Origin of the sequence: Pseudomonas sp. NFACC25 (assembly GCF_900100935.1) — a bacterium.
GTDB lineage: Bacteria > Pseudomonadota > Gammaproteobacteria > Pseudomonadales > Pseudomonadaceae > Aquipseudomonas > Aquipseudomonas marginalis.
Genome location: NZ_FMUC01000007.1, coordinates 153,659 through 180,270, shown reverse-complemented (window position 1 = coordinate 180,270; position 26,612 = coordinate 153,659). Strand labels below are relative to the sequence as shown.

The following is a 26,612-nucleotide window of genomic DNA, read 5'->3' as shown; positions in this document are numbered from 1 at the left end:
CGGTGGCAATCGGCTCTGATCAAAGGGGGCTGAACGACAAAAATAATAAAACCAGGAGCTCATTGATGAGCCTTGAACCCTTGCTCGAGATGCAGGGCATCAGCAAAACCTTCAACGGTTTGCGTGTGCTCAAGAATGTCGGCCTGAAGGTCTACCCCGGCGAAATCCACGCCTTGATGGGGGAGAACGGCGCCGGCAAATCGACCCTGATGAAAATCCTCTCCGGCGCTTACCAGGCCGATCCCGGCGGTGAAATCCGCATGGCCGGCCAGGCCGTCGCCACCTTTACCCCCGCCACCGCCAAAGCCCTCGGCATCGCCGTGATCTACCAGGAATTGAGCCTGTGCCCGAACCTGAGCGTGGCCGAGAACATCTACCTGGGCCGCGAACTGCGCCGTGGCTGGACCATCGACCGCAGGGGCATGCAAGCCGGTTGCGTCGAAGTGCTGCAACGCCTGGGCGCCGAATTCACCCCGGCCACTAAGGTCAGCAGCCTGTCGATTGCCGAGCGTCAGCTGGTGGAAATTGCCCGGGCCTTGCACGCCCATGCCAGGATCCTGGTGATGGACGAACCGACCACGCCGCTGTCGTCCCGCGAGACCGACCGCCTGTTTGCGCTGATCAAGCAACTGCGCAGCCAGGGCCTGGCGATCATCTACATCAGTCATCGCATGGCCGAGATCTATGAACTGTCGGACCGTGTCTCGGTGCTGCGCGACGGCCAATACATCGGCGAGCTGAGTCGCGACGCGCTGTCGGCCGAAGTCCTCGTGAAAATGATGGTCGGCCGCGATCTGTCCGGTTTCTACAAGAAGGAACATGCCGCCTACGACCCCGGTGCGGTGGTAATGCGCGTGCGTGACATGGCCGATGGCAAGCGCGTGCGCAACTGCAGCTTCGACCTGCATGCCGGTGAAGTGCTGGGTATCGCCGGGCTGGTCGGGGCAGGGCGCACCGAGCTGGCGCGGTTGATCTTCGCCGCCGATCCGCGCACCAGCGGCACCCTGGAAGTGGTGGGCAAGACCGTGACCCAACTGCGCAACCCGGCGGATGCGATTCGTGCCGGCGTGGTGTACCTCACCGAAGACCGCAAGGCCCAGGGCCTGTTCCTAGACATGAGCGTGGCCGACAACATCAACGTCTGCGCCTGTGTGCCGGATGCCCGCGCCGGTGGCGTGCTCGACCGTGGCCATGGTTTGAAACGTGCCAATGATGCAATCAAGTCACTGTCGATTCGCGTGGCGTCGGGCAAGGTCAATGTCGGCGCGTTGTCCGGCGGCAACCAGCAAAAGGTCTTGCTGGCGCGGCTGCTGGAGGTCAAGCCCCACGTGCTGATCCTCGACGAACCCACACGCGGCGTGGACATCGGCTCCAAGTCCGAGATCTACCGCATCATCAATCAACTGGCGCAGGCCGGCGTGGGCATCGTGGTGATCTCCAGCGAGCTGCCGGAAATCATCGGCACCTGCGACCGGGTGCTGATCATGCGCGAAGGCCAGTTGGTGGCCGAAGTCGGCGGGGCCTCCGGCCACGTCATCTCCCAGGAACGTATTATTGACCTCGCCACCGGTGGCGATCAGGTGGTTGCCCATGGCTGATTCGATGATTGCAACAACAGGCAAGGCCGAACGTGCCCGCGAACTGATGCGCACCGTCGGCATGTTGCCGGTGCTGATTTTGCTGCTGGTGGGCTTCGCCCTGGCCAGCGAGAACTTCCTGACCATGCAGAACCTGTCGATCATCACCCAGCAGGCCTCGGTCAACGTGGTGCTGGCGGCGGGCATGACCTTTGTGATCCTAACCGCGGGGATCGACCTGTCGGTGGGGGCGATCCTGGCGGCGTCGGCCGTGGTGGCGTTGCAGGCGTCGATGTCGCCGCAGTTCGGCATGTTCGGGATTGCCGCCGGTATCGGCTTCGGCCTGCTGCTGGGCCTGGTCAACGGCGGGTTGATTGCCTTTATGCGCCTGCCGCCGTTTATCGTCACCCTTGGCGCACTCACCGCCATGCGCGGCCTGGCGCGTCTGCTGGCCGATGACAAGACCGTGTTCAACCCCGACCTGCCGTTTGCCTTTATCGGCAACGACTCGATCCTTGGCGTGCCCTGGCTGGTGGTGATCGCCGTGGCGGTGGTGGCGCTGTCGTGGTTCATCCTGCGCCGCACGGTGATGGGCGTGCAGATCTATTCGGTAGGCGGCAACCCCGAAGCGGCGCGACTCTCCGGGATCAAGGTGTGGAAGGTGCTGCTGTTCGTCTACGCCATGTCCGGCGCGTTGGCCGGGCTGGGTGCGGTGATGAGCGCCTCGCGCCTGTTCGCCGCCAATGGCCTGCAACTGGGGCAATCCTACGAGCTGGATGCGATTGCCGCGGTGATCCTCGGCGGTACCAGTTTTACCGGTGGCGTCGGCACCATCGGCGGCACGCTGATCGGCGCGCTAATCATCGCGGTACTCACCAACGGCCTGGTGCTGCTGGGGGTGTCGGACATCTGGCAGTACATCATCAAGGGCATCGTGATCATCGGCGCGGTCGCGCTGGATCGCTATCGCCAGTCCGGTGCGCGGACCTGATTTCACTCCCATAACAATCACAAGAGAGACCCGCATGAACCTTAAACGCATGTTTCCCGTCATTGCCTTGGCTGCCCTGATGTCCCAAGCCGCAGAGGCCCGTGAACTCAAGGCCCTGGGCATCAGCATGGGCTCGCTCGGCAACCCGTATTTCGTGACCCTGGCCGATGGCGCCACGGCCCGGGCCAAGGAGCTGAACCCCAACGTCAAGGTCACCTCGGTGTCCGCCGACTATGACCTGAGCAAGCAATTTTCGCAGATCGACAACTTTATCTCGTCCAAGGTCGACCTGATCCTGATCAACGCCGTCGACCCTTCGGCCATGGCCTCGGCGATCAAGAAAGCCCGCGATGCCGGCATCGTCGTGGTGGCGGTGGATGTGGACGCCAAGGGCGTGAATGCCACCGTGCAGACCGACAACGTCGAAGCCGGCAAGCTGGCCTGCCAATACCTGGTGGACAAGCTTGCCGGCAAGGGCAACGTGATTATCCAGAATGGCCCGCAAGTCACCGCCGTGACCGACCGCGTCAAAGGCTGTAAAGCCGCATTGGCCGGCGCGCCGGAGATCAAGGTGCTGTCCGACGACCAGGACGGCAAAGGCTCCCGCGAAGGCGGCCTGAACGTGATGCAGGGCTACCTCACGCGCTTCCCGAAAATCGACGGCCTGTTTGCGATCAACGACCCCCAGGCCATCGGCAGCGACCTGGCGGCCAAGCAGCTCAAGCGCAGCGGCATCATCATCACCTCGGTGGACGGCGCGCCGGATATCGAGAACGCGCTGAAGACCGATACCCAGATCCAGGCGTCAGCCAGCCAGGACCCGTGGGCCATGGCGCAGACGGCGGTGAATGTCGGCAATGACCTGCTCAACGACAAGGCCCCGGCCGAAGCGGTGACCCTGCTCACGCCAAAACTGATCACCCGCGACAACGTCGGTACGTACAGCGGCTGGTCGAGTAAACACTGATAGCGTGAGAGGGACAGCGTCGTGGTGACCATGGATGACGTGGCAAGCAGGGCGGGGGTGTCGACGTCGACCGTGTCACACGTGTTGAACGGCACCCGCAAGGTCAGCCCGGCCACGGTGCTGGCGGTGCAGCGGGCGATCCAGGCGCTGGGGTATATCCCCAACACCCTGGCGCGCTCGCTGGCGCGGTCGAGTACCAACACGATCGGCGTGGCGATCTCGGCGCTGTCCAACCATTACTTCAGCGAGACGGTGCACGCGATTGAAACCGAGTGCGCCAAGCACGGCTACATGATGCTGTTTGTCGACACCCACGACGACCCGGAGCAGGAGCTGCGGGTCGTCATGGCGCTGCATCATCGGCGGGTCGACGGTATCGTGCTGGCGCCGTCGAACGGCTCGATGGCCCTGGAATACCTGCGCGCCAACGAGATTCCGGCGGTGCTGGTGGACCGCATGATGAGCGAGCAGTTTGACCAGGTCGGGGTGGAGAATGCCCAGGCCACCCAGGCCCTGATTGAGCACCTGATCGGTCACGGGCACCGCCGCATCGGCTTTATCGCCGGGCGCACGGGTTTCAGTACTACGGATGAGCGGGTAGCGGGTTACCGCGCGGCGTTGCACGCGGCGGGGCTGGCCTTCGATCCGCAGCTGCTGGTCAACGGTGGCTCCAACACCGAACCGGCGCGCCAAGCCACGGCGCAGTTGCTGGGCCTGGCTTCGCCACCCACGGCGATCATGGCCGGCAATAACCTGATGACCCTCGGCGCGATGCACGCTCTGCGTGACGCGCAGCTTGAAGTGCCGAGACAAATGGCCCTTGTGGGGTTTGATGGTTTTGACTGGGCGGATTTTTTCGTGCCGCGCCTGAGCCTGATCGCACAGCCGGTCAAGGCCCTTGGCGCCCGCGCGGTCGACCTGTTGCTGCAACGTATGGCGTCGCCTGACGCACCGCCCCAGAGCGTGCGCCTGGCGCCGACCCTGCAGTTACGTAACTCCTGTGGCTGTCCTTGATGGGAATAACACACGCATGAACAGTCCTGTTTCCCTGGGCATTGACCTGGGCACATCGGAACTCAAAGCCATCCTCATGGACGCCACGGGCGCGGTGCTGGCCCATGCCGGCGTGCGCTTGAGCGTGTCGCGCCGGCACAGCGGCTGGTCTGAACAGGCGCCGGAAGACTGGTGGCAAGCCTGCTTGCAGGCGTTGGCGCAACTGCGCGGACACGAGGCGTTTACCCGCGTGGCCTGTATCGGCCTGTCGGGGCAGATGCACGGCGCGGTGTTGCTGGGGGCGGACAACCGCGTGTTGTACCCGGCGATCCTGTGGGACGACTCCCGTGCCGTGGCCGAGGCCGAACAACTGGGTCCCGGCTTCGCCGACGTCACCGGCAGCCTGCCCATGGCCGGGCTGACCGCGCCGAAACTGCTGTGGCTGCAACGGCATGAGCCCGAGGTGTTCCAGGCGATTGACTGCGTGCTGTCACCCAAGGATTACCTGCGCTTGCGTTTGAGTGGCGAGCGCATCAGCGAGATGTCCGACGCGGCGGGTACGTTGTGGCTGGATGTGGCGCGGCGGGCATGGTTTACCCCTATGGTTCGCGCTACAGGCCTTACGCCAGGGCAATTGCCCAGGCTGGTGGAGGGTGGTGCGGCGAGCGCGTTGTTGACGGCCATGGGACTGGGCCTGTCAGTTGACGTGGTGATTGCCGGCGGTGGCGGTGACAACCCTGTGGCGGCAGTCGGCATCGGCGCGGTCAATGCCGGTGATGGCTTCATTACCCTTGGCACCAGCGCGGCCATTGTTGCGATCACCGATCACGCTGCAGGCAACCCGGCCAGTGCAGTGCACAGCTTCTGCCACGCGCTGCCCAACCGCTGGTACACCATGGGCGCCATGCTCGCCGGCGCCAGTTGCCTGCGCTGGGTTACTCGGCTGACGGGTATGACGGATGAACAGACGTTACTGGAGCAGGTGCGGGCGCAATTGCCGATTGAGCAGCACGTGCCTTTGGAGACGCCGTTGTTCCTGCCGTACCTGGCCGGCGAACGCACACCCCACAACGATCCTTTGCTGCGCGGCGGCTTTATGAACCTGGGCCACGATTGCACGCCGGGGATGCTCGGTTACGCGGTGATGGAAGGGGTGGGTTTCGGTTTGCTCGATGCGTTGCGCGCGGTGCAATCGACCGGCGCCGACGTTACCGCTTTGGCCCTGGTGGGCGGTGGTGCGCGCAGTGAGTACTGGGCGCAGCTGCTGGCGAATATCCTGCAGCGGGAAATCTTCACCTTGCAGGGCAGTGAATTGAGCGCGTGTATTGGCGCGGCAAAGCTGGGGTTTGTGGCGATGGGGCAGGGGGCTGAGTTACTCGCGGCAGGGATGCCGGTTAAAGCCCGGTACACACCTGACCTGATGCAGCAGCCGGTGTTGGCGGCGCGTTATCGCAAGTTTCAAAGTTTGCTGCCCGCCGCCAAGGCCCTTCACGACTAGGCTCCCGTTGTGGGTGGGGCTGTTGTGGTGAGCAGACCTGTTGTGGTGAGTGAGCTTGTTGTGGTGAACGGGCCTGTTGTGGTGAGCGGGCTTGCCCCGCGCTGGGCTGCGAAGCAGCCCCAATAAAGGCACCGCGTTTATCCAGGCATGGTGAGTGGTCAGGTTTAGGGGCCGCTTCGCGCCCCAGCGCGGGGCAAGCCCGCTCACCACACCCGGCCCACTCTCCACAAGAATCGGTGTGTTGTTGTTCAGTCGTTGGTCAGCGGCGGCAAACGTCGCTTTACCGGGGTTTTCTTGACGATGGCGGTGTTGGTTTCGGCGTAGGCATTGATCCGATCCAGCAGGCTGTCGAGATGGTCCATGGTGCGCACATGCAGGCGTGCGATGAAGCAGTCTTCGCCGGTGACCTTGTCGCATTCGGTGAATTCGGGTATCGCCTGGATCTGCCGCTCCACCTCCTGCAATTTGCCGGGCAGGGGGCGGATGCGCACGATGGCTTGCAGCAGGTAGCCGAAGTGCCTGGGGTCGATGTCTACGGTGTAGTGAGTCAGCACGCCGCGTTCTTCCAGGCGACGCAGGCGTTCGCCCACACTGGGCGAGGACAGCCCGGTGATGCCCGCCAGGGCCTTGAGGGACAGCCGCGAGTCATCCATCAGGGCGGCGATCAGTTGCTGGTCGATGGTGTCAATCATGGTGTTCGCCTAATAAGAAAAGGTGATTGCGGGATTTTGCCTTTTTTAGTCACTGGAGCCGCTCACAAGCAGATTGCCATAATTGAGCCTCACTTGAGGAGCATCAATCATGGATTCATCCATCCGTCTCGGTTCGTGGGAAATGATCGCCGCCATGCTGATCTCGGGCACCATCGGCTGGTTTGTGCTGGTGTCCGGCGTGTCGGTGATCGAAGTGGTGTTCTGGCGCTGCGTGATCGGCGGCCTGACCCTGTTGCTGGTGTGCGCGCTGCTCGGCTACCTGCGCCTGGACCTGCTCAGTTGGGCCACGTTCGGCCTGGCGATGCTCAGTGGCGTGGCGATTGTCGGCAACTGGTTGCTGCTGTTCGAATCCTATTCCCGCGCCTCGATCGCCATCAGCACGGCGGTGTACAACGTGCAGCCGTTCATGTTGGTGATGCTGGCGGCGCTGTTCCTCGGGGAAAAGATCACCGTGCAGAAACTGGCGTGGCTGAGCCTGGCGTTCCTGGGAATGCTGGCGATCGTCACCGCCCATGGTAATCAGCCAACCGGCGACGATTACCTTGCAGGCATTGCCCTGGCGCTGGGCGCGGCATTGCTGTACGCGATTGCCGCACTGATCATCAAGCGTTTGAAGGACGTACCACCGCATTTGATGGCGCTGATCCAGGTGACCACCGGCGCAGTGTTACTGGCGCCCTTGGTGCCTTGGAACAGCTTGCCTGCCACCACCAACGCCTGGGCGGCATTGGTCACGCTCGGTGTGGTGCACACCGGCTTGATGTACGTGTTGCTCTATGGCGCGATCCAGAAACTGCCCACCGCCATCACCGGCGCACTGTCGTTTATCTACCCGATTGCGGCGATCTTCGTCGATTGGATTGCCTTCGGGCATCGCCTGGGCTGGCTGCAATGGCTGGGGGTGATGGCGATCCTGCTGGCGGCGGCGGGGTTGCAGCGGGGCTGGTGGTGGCGTTTGCGGCACGGTGAGGAGGGCTCAGGGCGCATTGTTTAAACGTCTTTCGAATGGTCATGGTATTTCCATGGAACAAATTCCTACGTCGTACCACATAGGGGGACAGGCTGAGATCGTGGATTGTTCAGATGTCAGCGAAAATTCTGCTACTTAGGGCTACCGGACGATGCAAGGCAATCTTCTCAGTGTTCCAATCCCCCGTTACTCAACCCCGATCATTCAACAGGAGCCCCTTTCACATCACCCGATGTTGAGTTCCACTGAGGCGGCCCAGGAGTCCGCGATGTCGACTCAAGCTGCCAGCAGTCATAATTCGCCGGCAGGGCAACCTAAAAGCTCAGCGAGCTGGGTGAACTACCAGCACGGAGTGAATCTTGCTGAAGCCATAGAACCTGGCTCTTCTAAACGGATGACCTGGGAAGACCTGATCGCTTATCCAGGCAAACTCAACGGCCAGGCCGTCAGCCCGGAGCAAGCGCTTCTTATTGCAGCGACAAGAGTCGGGCCAGCGCTGGAGTGGGCTGCGGCCAACGGCATTCTTCCGGAAAAGACCAGCTATACACAAAGTGAGGTACACACCGCTTTATCAAGTCTTGACAAGCATCAGGAGGGCCTTGCAGCAGCAATTACAAACTTGGTCGCCCCCCTCTCTATGCGTAAAGATTATTTTACCGGTTGGCAGATGGTTTCACCTATTAAAGGACACAATGATCCAAACAATAAAAAATATAAAGTTGCCGCTTATAATGACAAACAGTTTGGTGAAGATTTCAAGGATGATCTGGTCAACAAAAAAGCCGCGTATGGCGTGGTCATAAAACAACTGATATCCCTATTGCCCGTTAACGACCGAATCGCAATAGAACACGGCCAGGTTGAGTTGTATGCCCTGAAACCGCCTGGAACGGGAGATGATCCGGCACGTGACGTTGTTTTGATCAAAGCGGTCCATAATGGGAAGACAACGGCCTATGAGGTCAATCCCCAACTCGGGATCGCACGTCAACGTGTCGATTTAGAGGCGCTTTTTACAGGTAATAGCGTGATTGGCAGAAATAAACTGCCAGATGGCACTGACGAAAAGGAGTTCACTGTTTGGAAAAAGCCGAACATACAGGGGCGGCGTTATGGGCCGAAAGTTGATAACGAACATCCTGAAAAACCCAATAATCAGCCATTTTCCTCAAGTATTTATACGTTAAAGTTATTAGGAGAGTTTCCTGCATCACCTGCCAGTGCCAATGAAAATACTGTGCCCAACACGCTTTCCTCCAAACGATTTAGTGACGTCGCGAACACGGTATCCAGCCAGTTGTTTTATGCGAAAGACATTGACCTGTTGAATGTTGCGCAAAAGGATGAAGCGCGGGTTTCCCCGGAAGAGAAGGAAGACCTGGAAAACTATCAGGAATTCTCGGCGTCCAGAGATAATCGACGAGAATTCCTGAAGGGCTTCGTCCCGTTTTGGCAGGGGGTCGAGGCGATCATTGCCGGACGTCCAATAGAAGGGATAGCGAAGATATGGATAGATATCCTTTCTTTTATGATGCCTGTTGACAAGGTAGTGGGGGGATTAGTCAAAGGGGGGATTCGACTGATCAAGCCTGTTCTCCCGGAATTCGCGAAACTGTCGACAAACTTCGGTAGTTATACCCTCAAGTCTGGTATGGCCGGCGTTAAATGGGAGGGCGGGGTTCAAGGGTTGAAGTGGGCTCAGAAAATTCCCCAGAACCTCGCCAAGGCGGCCGAGCAGTTCAAGCTAAATTCCACCCCCTTACTCAAGGCTGGCTCGGCCGTACGCGAAATAGAGTTTAAAGGGGCCAGCTATTTTGTGGCCAACAAGCCCGATGCCGGAGACGGCGTGCATTACTTGCTACGCGTACCCGATCCGAAAGATCCATCGAAGCTGGTAAGTAGCAGCATTGTCGCCAAACCGAATGAATCAGGCGTATGGAGTAGGCGGGCGGTTGAAGGAGGTGGGCCGGGCTATTCCAAAGTGGCCCAAGCGGATCCGCCCTCGGTAGGGAACAATGCGGAAGCCTTCATGGAAAACTTACTTAGAACGGCCAATGCCGTGCCAGGCAGCGCGTTGAGAGCTAAGTCTGTCGCAGGTCTTAAAAGGGCGGATTTCCCTGTGCCTGCCCGGATTTATCGAGCGCATACTGCATTTGGCGATTCCACCAGCACCGGTCTTAGACGCCCTGCCGGCACCACGACATCGGGTGATGATTATTTGGCGGCAATTTTAAAGCACACAGCCCGACAAGGCGGAAGTGCTGGTGAAGTGATGTCTTTTAGCACGAGTAAGTCAAAGGCAAATAACTTTTCTATGCAATATGCCAAAGACAACCTGACAGCGCCTGTCTTTACGGTTGATACCACATTGGACCCTAGTGCGTTTCGCACTGTCCCCGACATTATCCTTAAAGATGGAGAAAGATTGGTAGCGCAGGGGAAAATCACTAAAGCAACGCTTTTAAATGCTGCTGACAAAGTCTTTAACTACGAGAATGAAGTTTTTTACGTTAAGGGAGATGTGCCAGCGTCATTTGTCGTGGGTTAATCTTTTCGCCACTGGTACAGGCAACCGTCTATCAGCGTCAATTAGACCTGCTGTACGGTTGCTCTATCGTTTGCCCATTCGAATAATTAGTCGAGGCTGCGAGGGATAGTCTTGAGCAGATCGTCCGGGCTGATATAACCCACCACACTGCCCGGCTGCGGCAACCCAAGGATATGCCCCTTGATCTTGCCCACCACGTGCATCTCGCAGGGTTTGCAGTCGAACTTCAACGTCAGCACTTCATCGCCGTGAATCAACTGCATCGGCGCGACCTTGGTCTTCACCCCTGTCACCCCCTTGGCCTGTTTAGGGCAGAGGTTGAAGGAGAAACGCAGGCAGTGCTTGGTGATCATCACCGGCACTTCGCCTTTCTCTTCATGGGCTTCAAAGGCTGCGTCGATCAGCTTCACCCCGTGACGGTGGTAGAAGTCGCGGGCTTTCTGGTTGTAGACGTTGGCCAGGAACGACAGGTGCGCTTCCGGATACACCGGCGGCGGCGTGGTCTCGGCCTTGCGCCCGCCACGGGGGTGGGCGGCAACACGGGCGGCGGTCAGGGCTTCGATCACTTCGCGGCGCAATGCCTTGAGCTGCGAGTTGGGGATGAAGAATGCCTGCGGTGCATCCAGTTCGATGCGGGTGGCGTGATACTCGGTGGTACCGAGTTGGCCAAGCAGGTCGCGCAGGGTGTCCAGCGCCTGTTCCGGTTTGTTGGCCACGCCGAACGGGCCGGGCAGGGTGACGCTGGCGTGGATGCCTTCTTCGCTGGTGGCGGTGATTTCCAACTGTTCTTCGCGCAGACGTGCGACCCATGACAGGCCGATACGGCGTTCGGCCGAAGTCTTGAGCAACGCCTGCTGCCAGTTGTGGTCGAGGTTGCGGTTCAGCGGGTGGTTCGGGCGCAACTGATGCAGGCCGGCCGGCATTTCATTCGGCTCGACGCGATAGCGGTAGCGCTTCTCACCGTCTTCCTCGAACTCGCCCTTGGGCTCGGCGATGTTGGCGCGGAAGCCCACCACTTCGCGCTTGACCAGCACATTGAGGCCGTCGCCGTTGGACAGCGGCTCATGGGTGATCACTTGCAGGTCACGCTTGCCGGCTTTTTCCACCACACCCACCGGCAAACCGGTGAAGGTCGGGGTGTCGAAGGCGCCGATGTCGATCTTGCGGTCGCTGACAAAGTAGTCGGTGCTGCCACGGTGGAAGGTTTTTTCCGGGTCGGGCAGGAAGAAGTGCGCGGTACGGCCGCTGGACGCGCGGGCCAGGTCCGGACGGTCTTCGAGGATTTCGTCGAGGCGCTGGCGGTAATAGGCGGTAATGTTCTTCACATAACCCATGTCCTTGTAGCGGCCTTCGATCTTGAAGGAGCGCACGCCGGCTTCCACCAGCGCGCGCAGGTTGGCGCTCTGGTTGTTGTCTTTCATCGACAACAGGTGCTTTTCAAAGGCCACGACGCGGCCCTGGTCGTCTTTCAAGGTGTACGGCAGGCGGCAGGCCTGGGAGCAGTCCCCACGGTTGGCGCTGCGGCCATTTTGCGCGTGGGAGATATTGCACTGCCCGGAGAAGGCCACGCACAGGGCGCCGTGGATAAAGAACTCGATGGCGGCATCGGTCTCGTCGGCGATGGCGCGGATTTCCTGCAGGTTCAGCTCGCGGGCCAACACCAACTGCGAGAACCCGGCCTGGTCGAGGAACTTGGCGCGGCCCAGGGTGCGGATGTCGGTCTGGGTGCTGGCGTGCAGCTCGATGGGCGGAATATCCAGCTCCATCACGCCCAGGTCTTGCACGATCAACGCATCGACACCGGCGTCGTAGAGCTGATGGATCAGCTTGCGCGCGGCTTCGAGTTCGTTGTCATGCAAGATGGTGTTGATAGTCGTGAACACGCGGGCGTGGTAACGACGGGCGAATTCCACCAGTTGAGCGATATCGCTCACTTCGTTGCACGCGTTATGGCGCGCGCCGAAGCTGGGGCCGCCGATGTAGATGGCGTCGGCGCCATGCAGGATGGCCTCGCGCGCGATGGCGACATCGCGGGCAGGGCTGAGCAATTCCAGGTGATGCTTGGGCAAGGACATAGTTTTTTTAGTCAGGCTTGTCACGGTTGAGGCGCGCATTGTAGCTGTGAAATGCCTGACCGGCATTACTTCAGGCTTGAGCGGCCATCGCGGTGACTTCCACACGCATGCCGTCTACCGCCAGTGCAGCCACGCCAACCGCCGCGCGCACGGGCCAGGGCTTGGCAAAGAAGCGTTTGTAGACCTCATTGAAGGCGGCGCGGTCGGCCATATCGGTCAGATAAATGGTCAGGTGCATGACCCGGTCCATGGAGCTGCCGGCTTTTTCCAGCGCGACTTTCAGCGCTTGCAGGGTGCATTCGCTTTGCAGGGTGATATCGCCCAGTTCCAGGCTGCCGTCGGCGCGGGTCGGGATCTGGGTGGAGACCAGGATGCCGTTGAAACCGACAACGTCGGAGGAAATCGAGTCGGCATCCGGATCGGGGGTGTAGGACAGGTCGTGGTTGGCCATGGGCGCCTCTTGTTGGCAATAACGGAAAGGCGCCATGGTCCCCGAAAACAATCCCAGGGGCAAACCGCTGGCTTATACCCAGCGGCGGAACAACACACTGGCATTCACGCCACCAAACCCGAAGCCGTTGGACAGCGCGTATTCAATCGCCATCGGCCGCGCATCACCGCGCACCATGTCCAGGCCCTCGGCCAGGTCATCCGGGTGTTCCAGGTTGAGGGTCACCGGCGCGACCTGATCGCGCAGGGCAAGTACGGTGAAGATCGCCTCGATGCCGCCCGCGGCGCCCAGCAAATGGCCGGTGGCGGACTTGGTCGAGCTGATCGCCAGGGGGCCACCGGCACCGAATACGGTCCTGATGGCTGCCAGTTCGCCTTTGTCGCCCACCGGGGTCGAGGTGGCGTGGGCATTCAGGTACTGCACCGCAGACGCCTCGATCCCCGCCTGACGCAACGCCTGCGTCATCGCCCGGCGCGCACCGTCGCCGTCTTCCGGGCCGGCGGTCATATGGTAGGCATCGGCACTGGTGCCATAGCCCACCAATTCGGCAATAGGCCGGGCACCGCGTGCCAGGGCGTGTTCCAGCTCCTCGATGACCAGGATGCCGGCGCCTTCGCCCATCACAAAGCCGTCACGCGCTTGATCGAACGGGCGCGAGGCGCGCTCGGGGGCGTCGTTGAAGGCGCTGGACAAGGCCCGTGCAGCGGCGAAGCCGCCCAGGCTGACCCGGTGGATCGCCGCTTCGGCTCCCCCGCACACTGCCACATCCACTTCGCCCGCACGGATCATCCGCGCGGCGTCGCCAATGGCCTGCACCCCCGCCGCGCAGGCCGTGACCGGCGCTCCCAGCGGGCCTTTCAAGCCATAGTTGATCGACACATGCCCGGCGGCCATGTTGCTCAGGAACGATGGGATGGTGAACGGCGACAAACGTCGCGGCCCCTTGCTGTCGGTGGTACGTACCGCCTCGGCGATGGCCGGAAAACCGCCGACGCCCGAGGCAATAATGGTGGCGGTGCGTTCCTGCTGCTGCGCGGTGTTCGGTGCCCAGCCGGCCTGCTTCAGGGCTTCGTCGGCCGCCGCCAGGGCGAACAGGATAAAACGGTCCATCTTGCGCTGCTCTTTTGCCGCCAGCAGGCGATCAGGATCGAACCCGGCTTCAGGGTCCTGCAGCACGCTCTGCACTTGGCCGCCGATGCTGATGGCCAGGTCGCCGATCAGTTCTTCAGGCAGGCGACGAATGCCCGACTGCCCGTTCAACAGGCGTTTCCAGGTTGACTCCACGTCAGCGCCCAACGGTGTCAGCGCACCCATGCCTGTCACAACGATACGTTTACTCATGATCAATCGACTCCGGTTACGTTGAGGGTCCAGACCTTATGGACGTCACTATCATGATGAAAGTAACATGGCGTCACACAACTGTGCACCGGCCCCAAGGAATCCTTATGCAACGCAAGTCCCTGACCCGCGACGAATGCCCCATCGCCCGCAGCCTCGAACGGGTAGGGGAGTGGTGGAGCATCCTGATCATGCGCGACGCGCTGCAGGGGCTGCGCCGCTTCGATGAGTTCTCGCGCAGCCTGGGCATTGCGCCAAACATGCTCACGCGCCGCCTGACAGCGTTGGTGGAGGCGGGGATGCTGGAGCGCAGGGCCTACAGTGAGCGGCCGCCGCGCTATGAATATGTGCCGACCGCCAAGGGCGAGGATTTCCGCATGGTGCTGATGTCGCTGGTGGCGTGGGGTAACCGGCATTACGCCGAAGAAGGCACCAGTGTCGAGTTGGTCGAGCGGGACACGGGGCGGCCGGTGCAGCCGATGTTGGCGAGTGCAGAGGGACACATCGTGCCGTTGGAGGACTGTGTGTTGCAGGCCGGCCCGGCGGCCAGTACCGGTATGCGGGAGCGCTTGGCTTCGCTTGCCGCAAAGCCTTGAATCCTGCGGGCTCAAGCAATAATTTGACGCCAGAAAATAATCCTGCTGCGCCCCTTAAAGTCGCGTATTTCCCAGCCGATAGCGAGTCAAGACACAGGTTTTTCCGCACGGCTGAGGGCTCGTCATGTTCAATACAACACTCAAAACCGAACTGGCGGCCAGGACGGCCGAAGTCACCGAGTACAAAGGACTGATCAGCGCCCTGGAACGCTCCATGGCGGTCGTCGAATTCGACCTCAACGGCAAGGTCCTGCGTGCCAACGATAACTTCCTGAAAACCCTGGGCTACAGTCGCGACCAATTGGCGAGCAAATCCCACCGGGACTTTTGCTTGCCGGCGCTGACCAACAGCCCCGCCTACAGCCAGTTCTGGGGTGAGCTCAAGGCCGGTAAGTTCGTATCGGGCACCTTCAAGCGCGTGGATGCCCACGGCAAGACGGTCTGGTTGGAAGCCAGCTACAACCCGGTACTGGATGAGCGTGGCCAAGTGCTGAAAGTGGTCAAGTACGCCCTGGATGTCACCGCCAAAGTCGAACAGGAGGCGGCGACCCGCAGCAAACTGGCCGCAGTGGATCGGGCCATGGCAGTGATCGAGTTCGACTTGAACGGTCAGGTGCTGGACGCCAACGAGAACTTTCTGCACGTCATGGGCTATACGCTGGCCGAAATCAAAGGCAAGCACCACCGCCTGTTTTGCGAACCCAGCCTGATCAACAGCAGCGAGTACACCGACTTCTGGCGACGCTTGAACAACGGTGAATTTTTCACCGGGCAATTCAAACGTCTCGGCAAGCATGGCCGTGTCGCGTGGCTGGAGGCCAGTTACAACCCGGTCTACGACGGCGACGGCACGCTGATCAAGATCGTCAAGTTTGCCAGTGACATCACTGAACGCGTGGAAAAGTTCGAGGAAGACTCACGCGGCGCCTCCCGGGCCTACCATATTTCCTCCGAGACCGAGCGGTTTGCCGAACATGGCACCCAGGTAATCCATGAAACCGCCGCTGAAATGCGCCGGATCGCGGAGAACATCGGCGCGTCGGCGCGTCTGGTCGGGCAATTGGGCGAGCGCTCCGAGCAAATTACCGCCATCGTCAATACCATTCGAGGCATCGCCGACCAAACCAACCTGTTGGCCCTCAACGCGGCCATCGAGGCTGCCCGTGCGGGCGACCAAGGGCGTGGTTTTGCCGTGGTGGCCGATGAGGTCAGGCAGTTGGCGGGGCGTACCAGCCGCTCGACTGCGGAAATCGCCGAAATGATCGGCATGATCCTGTCGGAAACCCGCGACGCGGTGGCCAGCATGAGCTCCACCCAAGAGGGCGCGCAACGCGGCGTGAACCTGGCCGACCAGGCGGGTTCGGTGATTTTGCAGATCCGCACCAGCACCAGTGATGCGGTGCAGGCCGTGAGTATGTTTGCGTCGAAACTGGATGAGTCGGAAGTGATTCCAAAAACTGCCGTCGGCTGGGTAGGCTGATCGCGTCTTAGGCGTGGAGAGGGAGCCATTCCCTCTCCTGACAAGGCTCCCTTTACAGCAAGGTGAACGGGTAGTCGACGATCACCCGTAGCTCATTCAAGTCGCCATCGCGCTGGTCGGCGTTGGACGCCACGATGGCATCACGCACGCGCAACGACAGGTTTTTCGCCGGACCACTCTGGATCACGTATTTGGCCTCCACGTCCGTCTCGTGATGGGCGCCGTCGGCACCGTAATCGCCGGCATAGGCGCTGTTGACCGGGGTGTGGGTGCCGTTGATGTCCGAACCGTTGATATAGCGGCTCATGAAACTCAACCCCGGCACGCCATAACTGGCCATGTTCAAGTCATAACGAATCCCCCACGATTGCTCGCCTGGCCCGTTGAAGTCGCCCCACTGCACCGAGTTGGCCAGGAACACCGAGTCGCCGCCTTCACCTGCGCCGTTGTTGCCGGTGCCGATGTAGTCAAAGGGCGTGTCGCCGTGCACCTTCTGGAACGACAGCGTCAGCGTATGCGCCTGCAGGAACGAATAGGCCGCCGCCACCGAGTAGGTGGTGTTGTTGATCGCGCCGGCCTTGGCGGCGCCGGTGTCGAGGGTGCGGTACAGGTTGCCGTCCAGGGCTAGGGATTGGTCATGGGGCAGGGCGATGACGTAGTTGAGGTTGGTGTAGTACTGGCGCCAGATGTCTTCCAGTTCGCCGGCATACAGTGTCGCGCTCAGTGACGGTGTGAAGGTGTATTTGCCGCCGACAAAGCTCGCGCTGTTGGCCGCCACGTTGGCGTAGGTGGCGTAGATATCGTGGTCATGGTTGCTGGTCATGCCGCTGTTGGTGCTGGTGAAGTGCCCGGCTTCCAGGTCCAGTCCGCTGATTTCGCTGCTGGTGAGATCAAAGCCGGTGGCGGTCTGCGGCAGCAGGCGGGTGCCGCCGGTGGCGAAGACCGGCGCGGTGGGCTGCATGTCACCGAACTTCAACTGGGTCTTGGAAATTTTGAGTTTCACCGCAGCACCGACGGAACCGTAGGCATTCTCGGGATCGCCGTGCCGATCGGTCGGCAGGTCGCCGGTGCCGGCGTCCGCGTGGGTAGCGTCGAGTTTCAGCGCGCCGTAGGCGTAGGCATCCACGCCAAAGCCGAGGGTGCCCTGAGTGAAGCCCGAGGCGTAGTTGAGCATGGCGCCCTGGGCCCAGTCGCGGTTGTCGGCCTTGCCGCTCGCACGGTCGCGGTCGAAGTAATAGTTGCGCAACAAGCCGGTGACGCTGCTGCCGTCGATAAAACCCTTGGAGTCGGCCTGGTCCGTGACGGACTCGGCAAACGCCACGGGGCTGATACTGGCGCACACCGCCAGCGCCAACAGGCTCCACTGTTTAATCATGTTATTAACTTCCCCGGAATAATGAACGCGCACAGAAACGCCGCACTGTCTGGCAGGCGTACACGCTTGTATGGGCAGAGTTTTAAAGTGAGGCGTTACGGTTTCTTATTGTCTTCGACGGGTTTGCCGAAGCTGACTCCAGGCAGATTTTGCGCGGCCTGCAGGTGTGCCGGGGATGAAACTCGATTAATTAAACTTCACTATTTTTAATCGGCGGGAGGTGTAGCGTGGGCACTGTCTTAGCCGCTCTGCTTCGACAATACCCTTTGGTTGCCGCCGTAGTTGCTACGGCGGATTTTTTCCATGGGGAGTTTTTAAGTTGAACTAACAAGGGCGAGGGCGCTGGAGTAATTGGCCCCTTATTCCACGCAGTTATTACTCTTCCACGTCCATGAACTCCTTGGCCCACGCCACGTAACTTTCAGGCAGCGTGTAGGTATGGGTCAGCTCCGTCGCACTGAGGTTCGAGGTGCTGTGGGTCAGCTGGCGCTGGGCGCGGAGGCTGTCGTAAGTAGCCTTGATCGCCGCAAAGTACGCGCCATGGCCGGCAACCACCACGCGCACGCCCAAATCCGCCAAACGCTGGGCGTCGTTGAGCTTGGGGTTGCCGTAGGTCACCAGCATCAGCGGCACGGTGAGGTTTTCCGCGATCTTCTCCAGGTGCTCGAAGTCGCTGACACCCACCATGCAGATGCCGTCGGCACCGGCTTTCTGATAAGCCCGGGTGCGTTCGATCACCGCTTCGGTGGACAACACGCCGGCGTTGGTCCGGGCGATGATCGACAGTTCAGGATCGACACGGGCTTCCAGGGCGGCGCGGACCTTGCCGATGCCTTCCTGGATGGAAATCAGGTCGGTGGATTTGCGCCCGAATTGTGCAGGCAGCAGCGTGTCTTCAATCGTCAATGCCGCGACGCCGGCGCGCTCAAGCTCTTCGACGGTGCGCATCACGTTGAGTGCATTGCCGTAACCGTGGTCGGCATCGGCAATAAAAGGCAACTGGGCGACGCGGCCGATACGGGTAGCCTGCTCGACGAACTCACTCAGCGTGATCAAGGCAAAGTCGGGTGCTGCCAGTACCTGCAACGAGGCCACGGAGCCACCCAGGATACCGACCTCGAAGCCCAGGTCGGCGGCGATACGTGCCGACATAGGGTCGAACACGGACGCGGTTTCAACGCAGGTTGGCGTTGCAAACAGCTCACGAAAATTGCGGCGAAGCGCTGAGTGGGACTTTTTTGGCATGATCTTTCCTGGTTGGGGCCATTGTCGACTGACGATCAATGCCTATTCATAGTCGCAGCAGATTAACACGCCGCAAAAAATAGGATTATGACGTTTGAGCATGAGGTATGCGTGTAACACATACCCCCAGGCCATGGTGCAAGGCTCGGGTGGGCTGTTGACGAAAATCAGCTTTTTGCTGGCTCAGCTGATAAAGATCAACTAACCGCCGCTGTGCACGGCTCACTGGAGGCCAATTCACAGATTGAGATGGCCACGTGCCGAGGTGCCCTATATTGCAGAATCCGCGTTTACTATTGATTGCCCCTCCCACCATGAACTGGCCTAATGATTTTGGACACTTCAATCTGGCTCTATGAGGCGCTGAACGAAGCGCAGCATGAGGCATTCGCCGGTTTGGCGGAGCGCCAGGGGATTGCCGTCGAACAACGGTATTTTATCGAAGGGGGGCCACTGAGGAATATCAGGTCCTGTCCCCATTTTGCCTATAGAGATAGTTTTCAAGCAGGGTGACAACCTCAGTAATAAAGCGCTGATCCCCCAACAATTGTGGCCGATCAGCCGTCACGGTATGGATGATCGCATGCGCAGCGATGCCCATCAGATAGATCGAAAGATCCGGATCGGGAACATTCTTCATGAAAGGTCTCAGGACGTCTGAAAACTGTCGCTGCATATGATCTTTTTCATGGTCTTCCTGGCGAACGGTGCGGGGCAGCTCTTCATGAATCGCCTTATGAAGCGCAGGCGCGATGCGATGCTCCGCGACGATCATTTCCACGATCATTGTGAGCGCCTCTCGAAGAGACGGTTGTCCTGGCAAAACTTCCAACGCGTTAAGCAAATCGGTTCGCGTTGCAGCGGCATGACGTCGCTGTAACTCTGCGATAACCGCCTCTTTGTTCGGAAAAAACTGATAGAGCGAACCAATATTGACGCCCGCGCGCTCTGCAATTGCATTGGTCGTCAGGCCTTCCCAGCCGACCTTGGTCAAAATGTAAGTCGTCGCTTGGATAATCGCTTCGACAGTTGCGCGGGAGCGTGCCTGGGCCGGGATTTTACGGGGGGTTACGGTCGTTCGGCTTTTGTTCATGGGACGCTCCAGAACGCGAGTTTTTAAAATATAAGCTTTAACTTACGATTTGAGTTGAGGAAACACAACGTTCTTAACCAACCGAGAGCAACTCAATCATGAATACACATCACCCGGTACTTCCTTGGGACGGCTTTCAAGCAGCGAACCGTTTCCGCAGGGCCATTCGTAAATTCAACTCGACGACGATTCCCGAAGGTGACGTGTATGCATTGCTTGCTGAAGCTGCTTTTGCACCTTCCAGCGGGAACATGCAGCCGTACGAGCTGCATTGGATTCGAGAGCCGGCCTTGAAAGCTAAAGTCGCTGCGGCCTGCAATGGGCAGAAAGCGGCGGCGACAGCGGCAGACTTTGTTGTCGTAGTGGCCAGCCCCGCGATGGGCCTGCGAACCGCCAGAGCGCAACTCGCTCATGTAGAAAGCTCGACGACACTGGGCCCTGACTCGAAGGCTTACTATCGCAAGCAAGTAGGCATGTTCCAGAAAATCCTGGGCATTGGATCTTCGGCATTCTGGTCACCGCTGGTGTCTCTTGCCGCACTTATCCGTCCCACCTTATCGCTGATCCCTATTGGGCACACCGGCGGTCGTCAATGGGCAGCACGCAATGCGATCTTCGCTGCTCAAACAATCATGCTTGGCGCAGCAGCCAAAGGCATCGACTCCTGCCCGATGGAAGGGTTTTCCGCGTCGCAGGTCGCCAAACTTCTCGATCTCCCACGGGGTGCGGTGATTCCTCTTGTGATTGCCCTTGGGTATCGCGCGGATGATGCACGGATCGAAGAGAGGTGGCGCTACCCGATCTCCGACATTGTGGTTTCGCACTAGGGCTTATTGAGAGGCTGGCGAAGCTTTTCACTGTCGCCGTGAGTCAGCCCAAAAAACGCCGGGGTTGCTTTGACGGTAAAGAATAAGTTGCTGCCGCCCACGATGAGTCGACTTGACTCTCGACGCGCCAGCTTAAGGCTTTGCGTCTGCCGTTAAGGTCTTAACGTGCTTTATTTTCGGTTATCTGAGATGACTTCAAAAATCAAACGTGACGCCAGTCGTGCCAAGCGTAACGGGCACGCGTGGGTGCGCTGCAGGCGGCTGGCGATGTATGCATTCGCTGCATCGCTGTTGGCATCTGGTGGTTGTTCGTTGCAGCCGGCCTATACCAAGCCGACCCTGGCCACGCCCTCCGGTTGGTCTGGGGCGTCGGCGCCCGAGGACAATCAGCCTTCACTGGCGGCAAAGCCCTGGTGGCGGAAGCTCGGTGATGATGCTGTCGACGAGTTGATCGATAAGGCGCTTGCTGATAACCCAACGTTGCTTCAAGCGCTTATGCGTATCGACGAAGCCCGTGGGACGCTGGGAGTGACTACCGCAGATACGCTGCCCACCATCGGTGCGAGTGCGAGCTTGACGCGGGAGCAAAGCCAGAACACGTCTCCTTTTTCTTCCAGCACCACTGTGCTTGGCACCTCGGCTTCGGTTGGGCCGAGCTTCAGCTGGGAGATTGATCTTTTCGGACGGGTTCGGGAGTCGGTTGAAGCTTCTCAGAACCGCCTTGATGCTCGCACGGCTGATGCCGCATCAACGCGACTGACCCTGGTAGCCGATATCGCGAACGATGTGCTGACTCTGCGTGCCTGCGAAAACAGTCGGCGTGTGCTGGTTGATGACATCGCTTCCCGGGAAAGAACCCTCGCCCTGACTCGACGACGTCTGCAAAGCGGCTTTGCCGCTGCGGTTGACGAAGCTCGCATACTCACGGGCCTTGCGACGTCCCGTACCAATCTGGCGACTCAGCAAGAACAGTGCGCTCGCCAGGTGAACGCTTTGGTGGCCCTCAGCGGCCAGAGTTCTAGCAGGGTTAAGACATTGGTAGGTGTTGCTCCGTCAACGCCTGATGCGGCGCCCGTGTTCATGCCACGAGCGCCGGCGGCGGTACCTGCAATGCCTGCAACGGTGTTGGTGCAACACCCGGATGTTATCTCGGCTGAGCGTGAAGTCGCCGCTGCCTGGGCAGATATCGCTGTTGCTCGCGCAAACCGCCTGCCGCGTATTGATCTGACGGCAGCATTGACCGGTCAATGGATCCGCGCCGCAGGCTCCAGTCTTGATTTCAACACGTGGTCCATTGGCCCCAGCCTGAGCGGCACGCTGTTCGATGGCGGTACAGGCGCTGCGAATGTGAAAGTCGCTGACGCTCGCTACAGGCGCGCAGTAACCAGTCTGCAAGGCACGTTGCGCACTACCGTTCAGGACGTGGAAAACGCTATTGCTGCTCAGGCATCGGCCGAATTACGGGGTGCATCGACCCGAGAAGGTGTGATCGCTGCTTGCACCACACTGCTGGCTTCCGATGCTCAGTGGAAGGTTGGCGCTGTCAGCCTGTTCGAACTCGAAGACAGTCGCCGCCAGTTCGCCTCGGCACAGGACGCGCAGATTTCTGCGCGTCGCGACCAGGCTCAGGCCTGGATATCCCTAGTCAAAGCCACCGGCGGAGCAATCGCCCTAATTCCGGACAACACAGCCCATGAATAACTTGTTTTTTTCTTCGGGCCGTCTCGGCCGCAGGTCAGTCAGTGTCGTTGCCCTATGCATTGGGGCGATGGTCGGCGGTGTCCTGTTCTTCACCGCTCACTCCAACGCCACGCTGGCACCCATGCAGCCTGCCGTCGCGATGGCTGTGACTACCACCACAGCAACGCTGGTGCAGTGGCCTGCAACGCTTGAGGCCAGCGGGGTTATTGCCCCATGGGAGGAGGCAATCATCGGTTCCCAGGTATCGGGCTTGAGATTGGCTGAAATGCTCGTGAACGTGGGGGACCGCGTTAAGCGCGGGCAATTGCTGGCGACTTTCGATGCCGACCTGTTGGGTGCCGACGAGTCACGGCTAAGGGCGTCCTGGCAACAGGCCGAAGCCAATAGCCAGCGCGCTTTGCAGCTCAAGGGTACTGGCGGCATGAGTGAGCAGGACGTTCTCCAGTATGTGACCCAGGCCGGTGTTGCGAAGGCATTGCTGCGAGGAACGCTTTTGCAAATACGGTACGCCAAAGTGATCGCCCCGGATGATGGCGTTATCAGCGCCCGTAGTGCAACGGTGGGTGCGGTGTATGGGACGGGACAAGAGCTATTTCGAATGATTCGCCAAAGTCGCCTGGAATGGCGTGGTGAACTGACAGCTGTGCAGCTATCCCAAGTCAAACCCGGCCAGCGTATCAGCCTGGTATTGCCTGACGGTACCTCAGCCGTAGCGGTAGCGCGCGAGCTGGCGCCCAGCCTGGATAGCCAGACCAGGCTCGGTATTGTCTATGCGGATATTGAACCCGGCAGCCTGGCAAGAGCTGGCATGTATCCAAGAGGGAGGGTCGTCGTCGCTGAAAGCTCCGCTCTGGTGGTACCGGCTGCAAGCGTAGTGATCCGCGATGGTCGCAGCTATGTGCCCAAACTGCTCGAGGGTGACCGCATCGGTATGCAGCCAGTGATCGTGGGGCGTCGACAAAACGCCGAGGTGGAAATCCTTTTAGGGCTTGGTGTTACAGACAAAGTCGTCGTGCAAGGCGCCGGCTTCTTGAACGACGGCGATCGGGTCCACGTTACCGCAGCGCCGGTTGCGGCCCAGGAGTGAATGATGAACTTTGCCACGTGGTCTATCCGTAATCCCATTCCGTCCATCCTGCTTTTTATCCTGCTTTCCTTGGCCGGGATCCTTGGCTTTCGTGCCTTGCCAATTGCCAACATGCCGGACATTGATCTCCCAACGGTCGTTATCGCTTTGACGCAACCTGGCGCTGCGCCAGCTCAAATGGAAACCGAGGTTGCACGTAAGGTCGAGAATTCCCTGGCGACGTTGTCAGGTATCAAACACATCAGCACCTCCATCGTCGACGGGCTGGTCACGATTAACGTTGAGTTCATCCTGGAAAAGAAACTCTCCGATGCCCTGATTGAAACCAAAGACGCAGTGGATAAAGTGCGTTCCGATCTGCCTGGCGACTTGGAGCAGCCCTCTATAAGTGCGGTGCGGGTGGGTGGTGATGAGGCGACCTTGCTCTACGCCGTGGCGTCTTCGCGAATGGACGAAGAGGCCCTGTCCTGGTTTGTGGATGACACCATTAACAAGACTATCCTGGGCGTGCCCGGTATCGGCAAGTTCGAGCGGGTCGGCGGTGTCCAGCGTCAAGTATTGGTAGAGGTGGATCCGGCAAGCTTGGCTGCCATGGGGGCAACAGCTGCGGATGTATCACGGGCGTTGAAAACGGTTGAGCAAGAGTCGTCTGGCGGAAGAGGGCAGGTGGGGGGCACTGAACAGGCGGTGCGCACCATTGCGACTGTGCGTACAGCTGCCGAACTGAACAGCCTGCCGGTGGTGCTGGAGAGTGGGCGACGCGTCAACCTGGACCAGGTCGCGGTGGTTAAGGATGGCTACGCGGACCGGACTCAGATCGCCACCCTGGACGGCAAACCCGTGGTCGGATTCAGGATATTCCGTGCCAAGGATTTCGATGAGACGCGAGTGGCGGCCGGTGTGGCCGACGCACTCAACAAGCTTCACGGCACCGATCCAAGCCTGAGTTTTACCAAGGTCTGCGGAACCGTCGACTATACGCGTGAGCAGTACGAAGGATCGATGCACATGCTCTACGAGGGCGCGCTACTGGCCGTGCTGGTGGTGTGGTGGTTCCTGCGCGACTGGCGTGCAACCTTGATTTCGGCTTCAGCCTTGCCCTTGTCTATCCTGCCAACGTTCCTGGTCATGAGCTGGCTTGGCTACTCGCTCAATACCCTGACCCTGCTCGCATTGGCAGTAATCGTGGGTATTTTGGTGGACGACGCTATTGTCGAGATTGAGAATATCGAGCGTCACAGTCGTATGGGCAAACCGATCAAACAGGCCGCCGGTGATGCTGTAACCGAAATTGCCTTGGCGGTTATGGCGACCACCATGACCCTTGTCGTGGTGTTTTTACCCACCGCCATGATGAGTGGCATACCGGGACTATTTTTCAAGCAGTTCGGCTGGACCGCGGTGGTGGCGGTCCTCTCCTCATTGCTGGTTGCCAGGGTGCTGACCCCAATGATGGCAGCCTATCTGCTCAAGACCCATAGCGGTCATGTTGAGGCCAAGGACGGCGTGCTGATGACACGCTACCTCAGCGCAGTGAAATGGTGTCTTACCCATAGGCGCCTCACGCTGTTGGGTACGGTCCTTATATTCGCTGCTTCGATCGCGGTTGTGCCACTGCTTGAGACAGGTCTGATGCCGGCCTCCGACAAGGGCTATAGCAATATCAATATTGAGTTGCCCCCTGGCAGCAGCTTGGAGGCGACCCGAGCGACGACGGGAGCGGTGAGTCGTGCAATCCAGCATATTCCCGGCATCGAGCATGTAATGACCAGCGTGGGGGTCGCCCAACCTGCCGGACGCGGGCAGACACAGGCGGCAGAATTACGCAGGGCGACCATGACGATGGTACTTTCTCCTCGCGGCACGCGCCCAGCCCAGGTTGAGATCGAAACTCAGGTACGCGTCGCGCTGCGCGATGTACCCGGAGCCCGCTTTTCAATCGGCTCGGGGGGGCTGGGGGAGAAACTCTCGCTGATTCTCTCCAGTGACGATAAAGCAGCGCTGAAAACTACAGCGCAGGCGCTGGAGCGGCAACTTCGCGATGTCCCGGGTCTTGCCAACATCACCTCCACGGCAAGCCTGGAGCGCCCCGAGATCATCGTACGCCCCGACGCTCAGCAGGCAGCGGAACGTGGTGTTACTACATCAACCATTGGTGAGACGGTTCGCATTGCAACCAATGGGGACTTTGACGCAAAAATGGCCAAGCTAAACCTGGACAATCGTCAGGTAGCGATTCAGGTGCGAATTCCAGATACCTCAAGACAGGACCTTGAAACGATAGCTAATCTTCGGGTTCGTGGTCGCGATGGCTTGATCCCCTTATCCAGTGTTGCCAGCCTGACGGTAGAGAGTGGCCCTACGCAGATTGACCGTTATGACCGCCGCAGGTACGCCACCGTCAGTGCAGACCTGGGGGGCATGCCGTTAGGGCAGGCGCTGACCCTGGCTAAAGCTTTACCCGCGATCCAGGCTATGCCCACCAGCGTCAAGCTGATCGAAACCGGCGATGCGGAAATCATGGCTGAGCTGATGGGTGGGTTCGGCATGGCCATTGTCATCGGGGTGTTCTGCGTGTACTGCGTGCTGGTGCTTCTTTTCCGTGACTTCTTTCAACCACTGACCATTCTCTTCGCCATCCCGCTTTCAGTGGGTGGGGCCTTTGTCGCACTGCTCGTGACCCGAGGCATGCTAAGCCTGCCGTCCATGATAGGTCTTGTGATGTTGATGGGCATTGTGACCAAAAACTCTATCCTCCTAGTAGAGTACGCCGTGATGGGCATTCACCAGCAACGCCTGTCCGTTTTCGATGCCTTGGTTAATGCATGTCACAAACGTGTCCGGCCCATTGTTATGACGACCTTGGCAATGATCGCGGGCATGCTGCCCATTGCACTGGGGCTGGGAGCGGATGCCAGCTTCCGTCAGCCTATGGCCATCGCGGTGATTGGTGGATTGGTAACGTCAACCGCTTTAAGTCTGCTGGTCGTGCCGGTCGCGTTCACGTATGTGGATGATCTGGAGCGCTTGTTACAGCGATGGTTTCTTCCTTGGTCCGATAGCGCCCAGGCCGTGGAGCGCTAA

20 protein-coding genes and 1 pseudogene are annotated in these 26,612 nt (G+C 59.8%); 14 read left to right on the top strand and 7 right to left on the bottom strand.

Translation table 11 applies throughout. The features are described 5' to 3' along the window. Window positions 1-65: 65 nt before the first annotated feature. Genes BLQ09_RS17625 through xylB form a run of 5 tightly spaced genes read left to right on the top strand, consistent with a single transcriptional unit; the run spans window position 66 to window position 6,026 of the window. Window positions 66-1,598, top strand: coding sequence for a sugar ABC transporter ATP-binding protein (locus BLQ09_RS17625; RefSeq protein WP_092358055.1), 1,533 nt, complete (start codon window positions 66-68; stop codon window positions 1,596-1,598). Further along, window positions 1,591-2,568: an ABC transporter permease subunit gene (locus BLQ09_RS17620; protein WP_027605811.1), complete on the top strand. Its 978-nt coding sequence runs from the start codon at window positions 1,591-1,593 to the stop codon at window positions 2,566-2,568. The genes BLQ09_RS17625 and BLQ09_RS17620 overlap by 8 nt, the downstream gene beginning before the upstream one ends. Window positions 2,569-2,602: 34 nt before the next feature. Beyond that, complete coding sequence (locus tag BLQ09_RS17615) at window positions 2,603-3,535, top strand: ABC transporter substrate-binding protein (RefSeq protein WP_092358053.1); 933 nt, start codon at window positions 2,603-2,605, stop codon at window positions 3,533-3,535. Window positions 3,536-3,556: 21 nt separating this feature from the next. Beyond that, window positions 3,557-4,549, top strand: a complete 993-nt coding sequence (locus BLQ09_RS17610; RefSeq protein ID WP_027605813.1) for a LacI family DNA-binding transcriptional regulator — start codon at window positions 3,557-3,559, stop codon at window positions 4,547-4,549. Between the two features lie 16 nt (window positions 4,550-4,565). After that, entirely contained in the window at window positions 4,566-6,026 is a 1,461-nt protein-coding gene (xylB, locus tag BLQ09_RS17605) for a xylulokinase (protein ID WP_092358051.1), read from the top strand. Between the two features lie 248 nt (window positions 6,027-6,274). Here xylB and BLQ09_RS17600 read toward each other — a convergent pair whose 3' ends face one another. Further along, on the bottom strand, window positions 6,275-6,718 hold the full coding sequence (locus BLQ09_RS17600; protein WP_027605815.1) for an Lrp/AsnC family transcriptional regulator: 444 nt from the start codon (window positions 6,716-6,718) through the stop codon (window positions 6,275-6,277). Between the two features lie 109 nt (window positions 6,719-6,827). Here BLQ09_RS17600 and BLQ09_RS17595 point away from each other — a divergent pair, with 109 nt between their 5' ends. Together BLQ09_RS17595 and BLQ09_RS31325 are read left to right on the top strand one after the other, a co-directional pair. Next, window positions 6,828-7,733 carry a DMT family transporter gene (locus tag BLQ09_RS17595; protein ID WP_092358049.1) on the top strand — a complete coding sequence of 302 codons (906 nt, stop codon included), beginning with the start codon at window positions 6,828-6,830 and terminating at the stop codon, window positions 7,731-7,733. 244 nt (window positions 7,734-7,977) lie between these two features. Next, entirely contained in the window at window positions 7,978-10,257 is a 2,280-nt protein-coding gene (locus tag BLQ09_RS31325) for a hypothetical protein (protein ID WP_175472322.1), read from the top strand. 86 nt (window positions 10,258-10,343) lie between these two features. On the opposite strand, the gene BLQ09_RS17585 is transcribed toward BLQ09_RS31325, so the two are convergent. The 3 genes from BLQ09_RS17585 to fabF all read right to left on the bottom strand — a co-directional run bounded on the left by BLQ09_RS17585 (window position 10,344) and on the right by fabF (window position 14,124). After that, window positions 10,344-12,332, bottom strand: a complete 1,989-nt coding sequence (locus tag BLQ09_RS17585) for a peptidase U32 family protein (protein ID WP_092358047.1) — start codon at window positions 12,330-12,332, stop codon at window positions 10,344-10,346. A gap of 70 nt (window positions 12,333-12,402) precedes the next feature. Beyond that, window positions 12,403-12,783 carry a RidA family protein gene (locus BLQ09_RS17580; protein WP_027605818.1) on the bottom strand — a complete coding sequence of 127 codons (381 nt, stop codon included), beginning with the start codon at window positions 12,781-12,783 and terminating at the stop codon, window positions 12,403-12,405. A gap of 72 nt (window positions 12,784-12,855) precedes the next feature. Next, complete coding sequence (gene fabF / locus BLQ09_RS17575) at window positions 12,856-14,124, bottom strand: beta-ketoacyl-ACP synthase II (protein ID WP_092358045.1); 1,269 nt, start codon at window positions 14,122-14,124, stop codon at window positions 12,856-12,858. A gap of 107 nt (window positions 14,125-14,231) precedes the next feature. Here fabF and BLQ09_RS17570 point away from each other — a divergent pair, with 107 nt between their 5' ends. The 3 genes and pseudogenes from BLQ09_RS17570 to BLQ09_RS31930 all read left to right on the top strand — a co-directional run bounded on the left by BLQ09_RS17570 (window position 14,232) and on the right by BLQ09_RS31930 (window position 16,200). Further along, window positions 14,232-14,720, top strand: coding sequence for a winged helix-turn-helix transcriptional regulator (locus tag BLQ09_RS17570; protein WP_065927563.1), 489 nt, complete (start codon window positions 14,232-14,234; stop codon window positions 14,718-14,720). Window positions 14,721-14,844: 124 nt separating this feature from the next. Next, a pseudogene (locus BLQ09_RS31935) lies at window positions 14,845-15,612 on the top strand (PAS domain-containing protein); the annotation flags it as partial. A gap of 3 nt (window positions 15,613-15,615) precedes the next feature. Then, on the top strand, window positions 15,616-16,200 hold the full coding sequence (locus tag BLQ09_RS31930; protein ID WP_223841639.1) for a methyl-accepting chemotaxis protein: 585 nt from the start codon (window positions 15,616-15,618) through the stop codon (window positions 16,198-16,200). A gap of 52 nt (window positions 16,201-16,252) precedes the next feature. Here the strand turns inward: BLQ09_RS31930 and BLQ09_RS17560 are convergent, their stop codons facing one another. The 3 genes from BLQ09_RS17560 to BLQ09_RS17545 form a co-directional block, all read right to left on the bottom strand. Then, a complete protein-coding gene (locus tag BLQ09_RS17560; protein WP_027605822.1) occupies window positions 16,253-17,575 on the bottom strand; it encodes an OprD family porin in 1,323 nt (440 codons plus the stop codon). A gap of 375 nt (window positions 17,576-17,950) precedes the next feature. Beyond that, the gene (locus BLQ09_RS17555) at window positions 17,951-18,820 is read right to left on the bottom strand and encodes an isocitrate lyase/PEP mutase family protein (RefSeq protein WP_027605823.1); all 870 of its coding nucleotides are present in this window, start codon (window positions 18,818-18,820) and stop codon (window positions 17,951-17,953) included. Window positions 18,821-19,283: 463 nt separating this feature from the next. Next, a complete protein-coding gene (locus BLQ09_RS17545) occupies window positions 19,284-19,913 on the bottom strand; it encodes a TetR/AcrR family transcriptional regulator (RefSeq protein ID WP_092358043.1) in 630 nt (209 codons plus the stop codon). A gap of 98 nt (window positions 19,914-20,011) precedes the next feature. Here BLQ09_RS17545 and BLQ09_RS17540 point away from each other — a divergent pair, with 98 nt between their 5' ends. The 4 genes from BLQ09_RS17540 to BLQ09_RS17525 all read left to right on the top strand — a co-directional run bounded on the left by BLQ09_RS17540 (window position 20,012) and on the right by BLQ09_RS17525 (window position 26,612). Beyond that, window positions 20,012-20,740 (top strand): nitroreductase family protein, encoded by a 729-nt coding sequence (locus BLQ09_RS17540; RefSeq protein WP_027605825.1) that lies wholly within the window; start codon window positions 20,012-20,014, stop codon window positions 20,738-20,740. A gap of 189 nt (window positions 20,741-20,929) precedes the next feature. Further along, entirely contained in the window at window positions 20,930-22,441 is a 1,512-nt protein-coding gene (locus BLQ09_RS17535; RefSeq protein WP_223841582.1) for an efflux transporter outer membrane subunit, read from the top strand. Beyond that, window positions 22,434-23,528: an efflux RND transporter periplasmic adaptor subunit gene (locus BLQ09_RS17530; protein WP_027605827.1), complete on the top strand. Its 1,095-nt coding sequence runs from the start codon at window positions 22,434-22,436 to the stop codon at window positions 23,526-23,528. Before BLQ09_RS17535 ends, BLQ09_RS17530 begins: the two co-directional genes overlap by 8 nt. Then, entirely contained in the window at window positions 23,529-26,612 is a 3,084-nt protein-coding gene (locus BLQ09_RS17525; RefSeq protein WP_256568872.1) for an efflux RND transporter permease subunit, read from the top strand.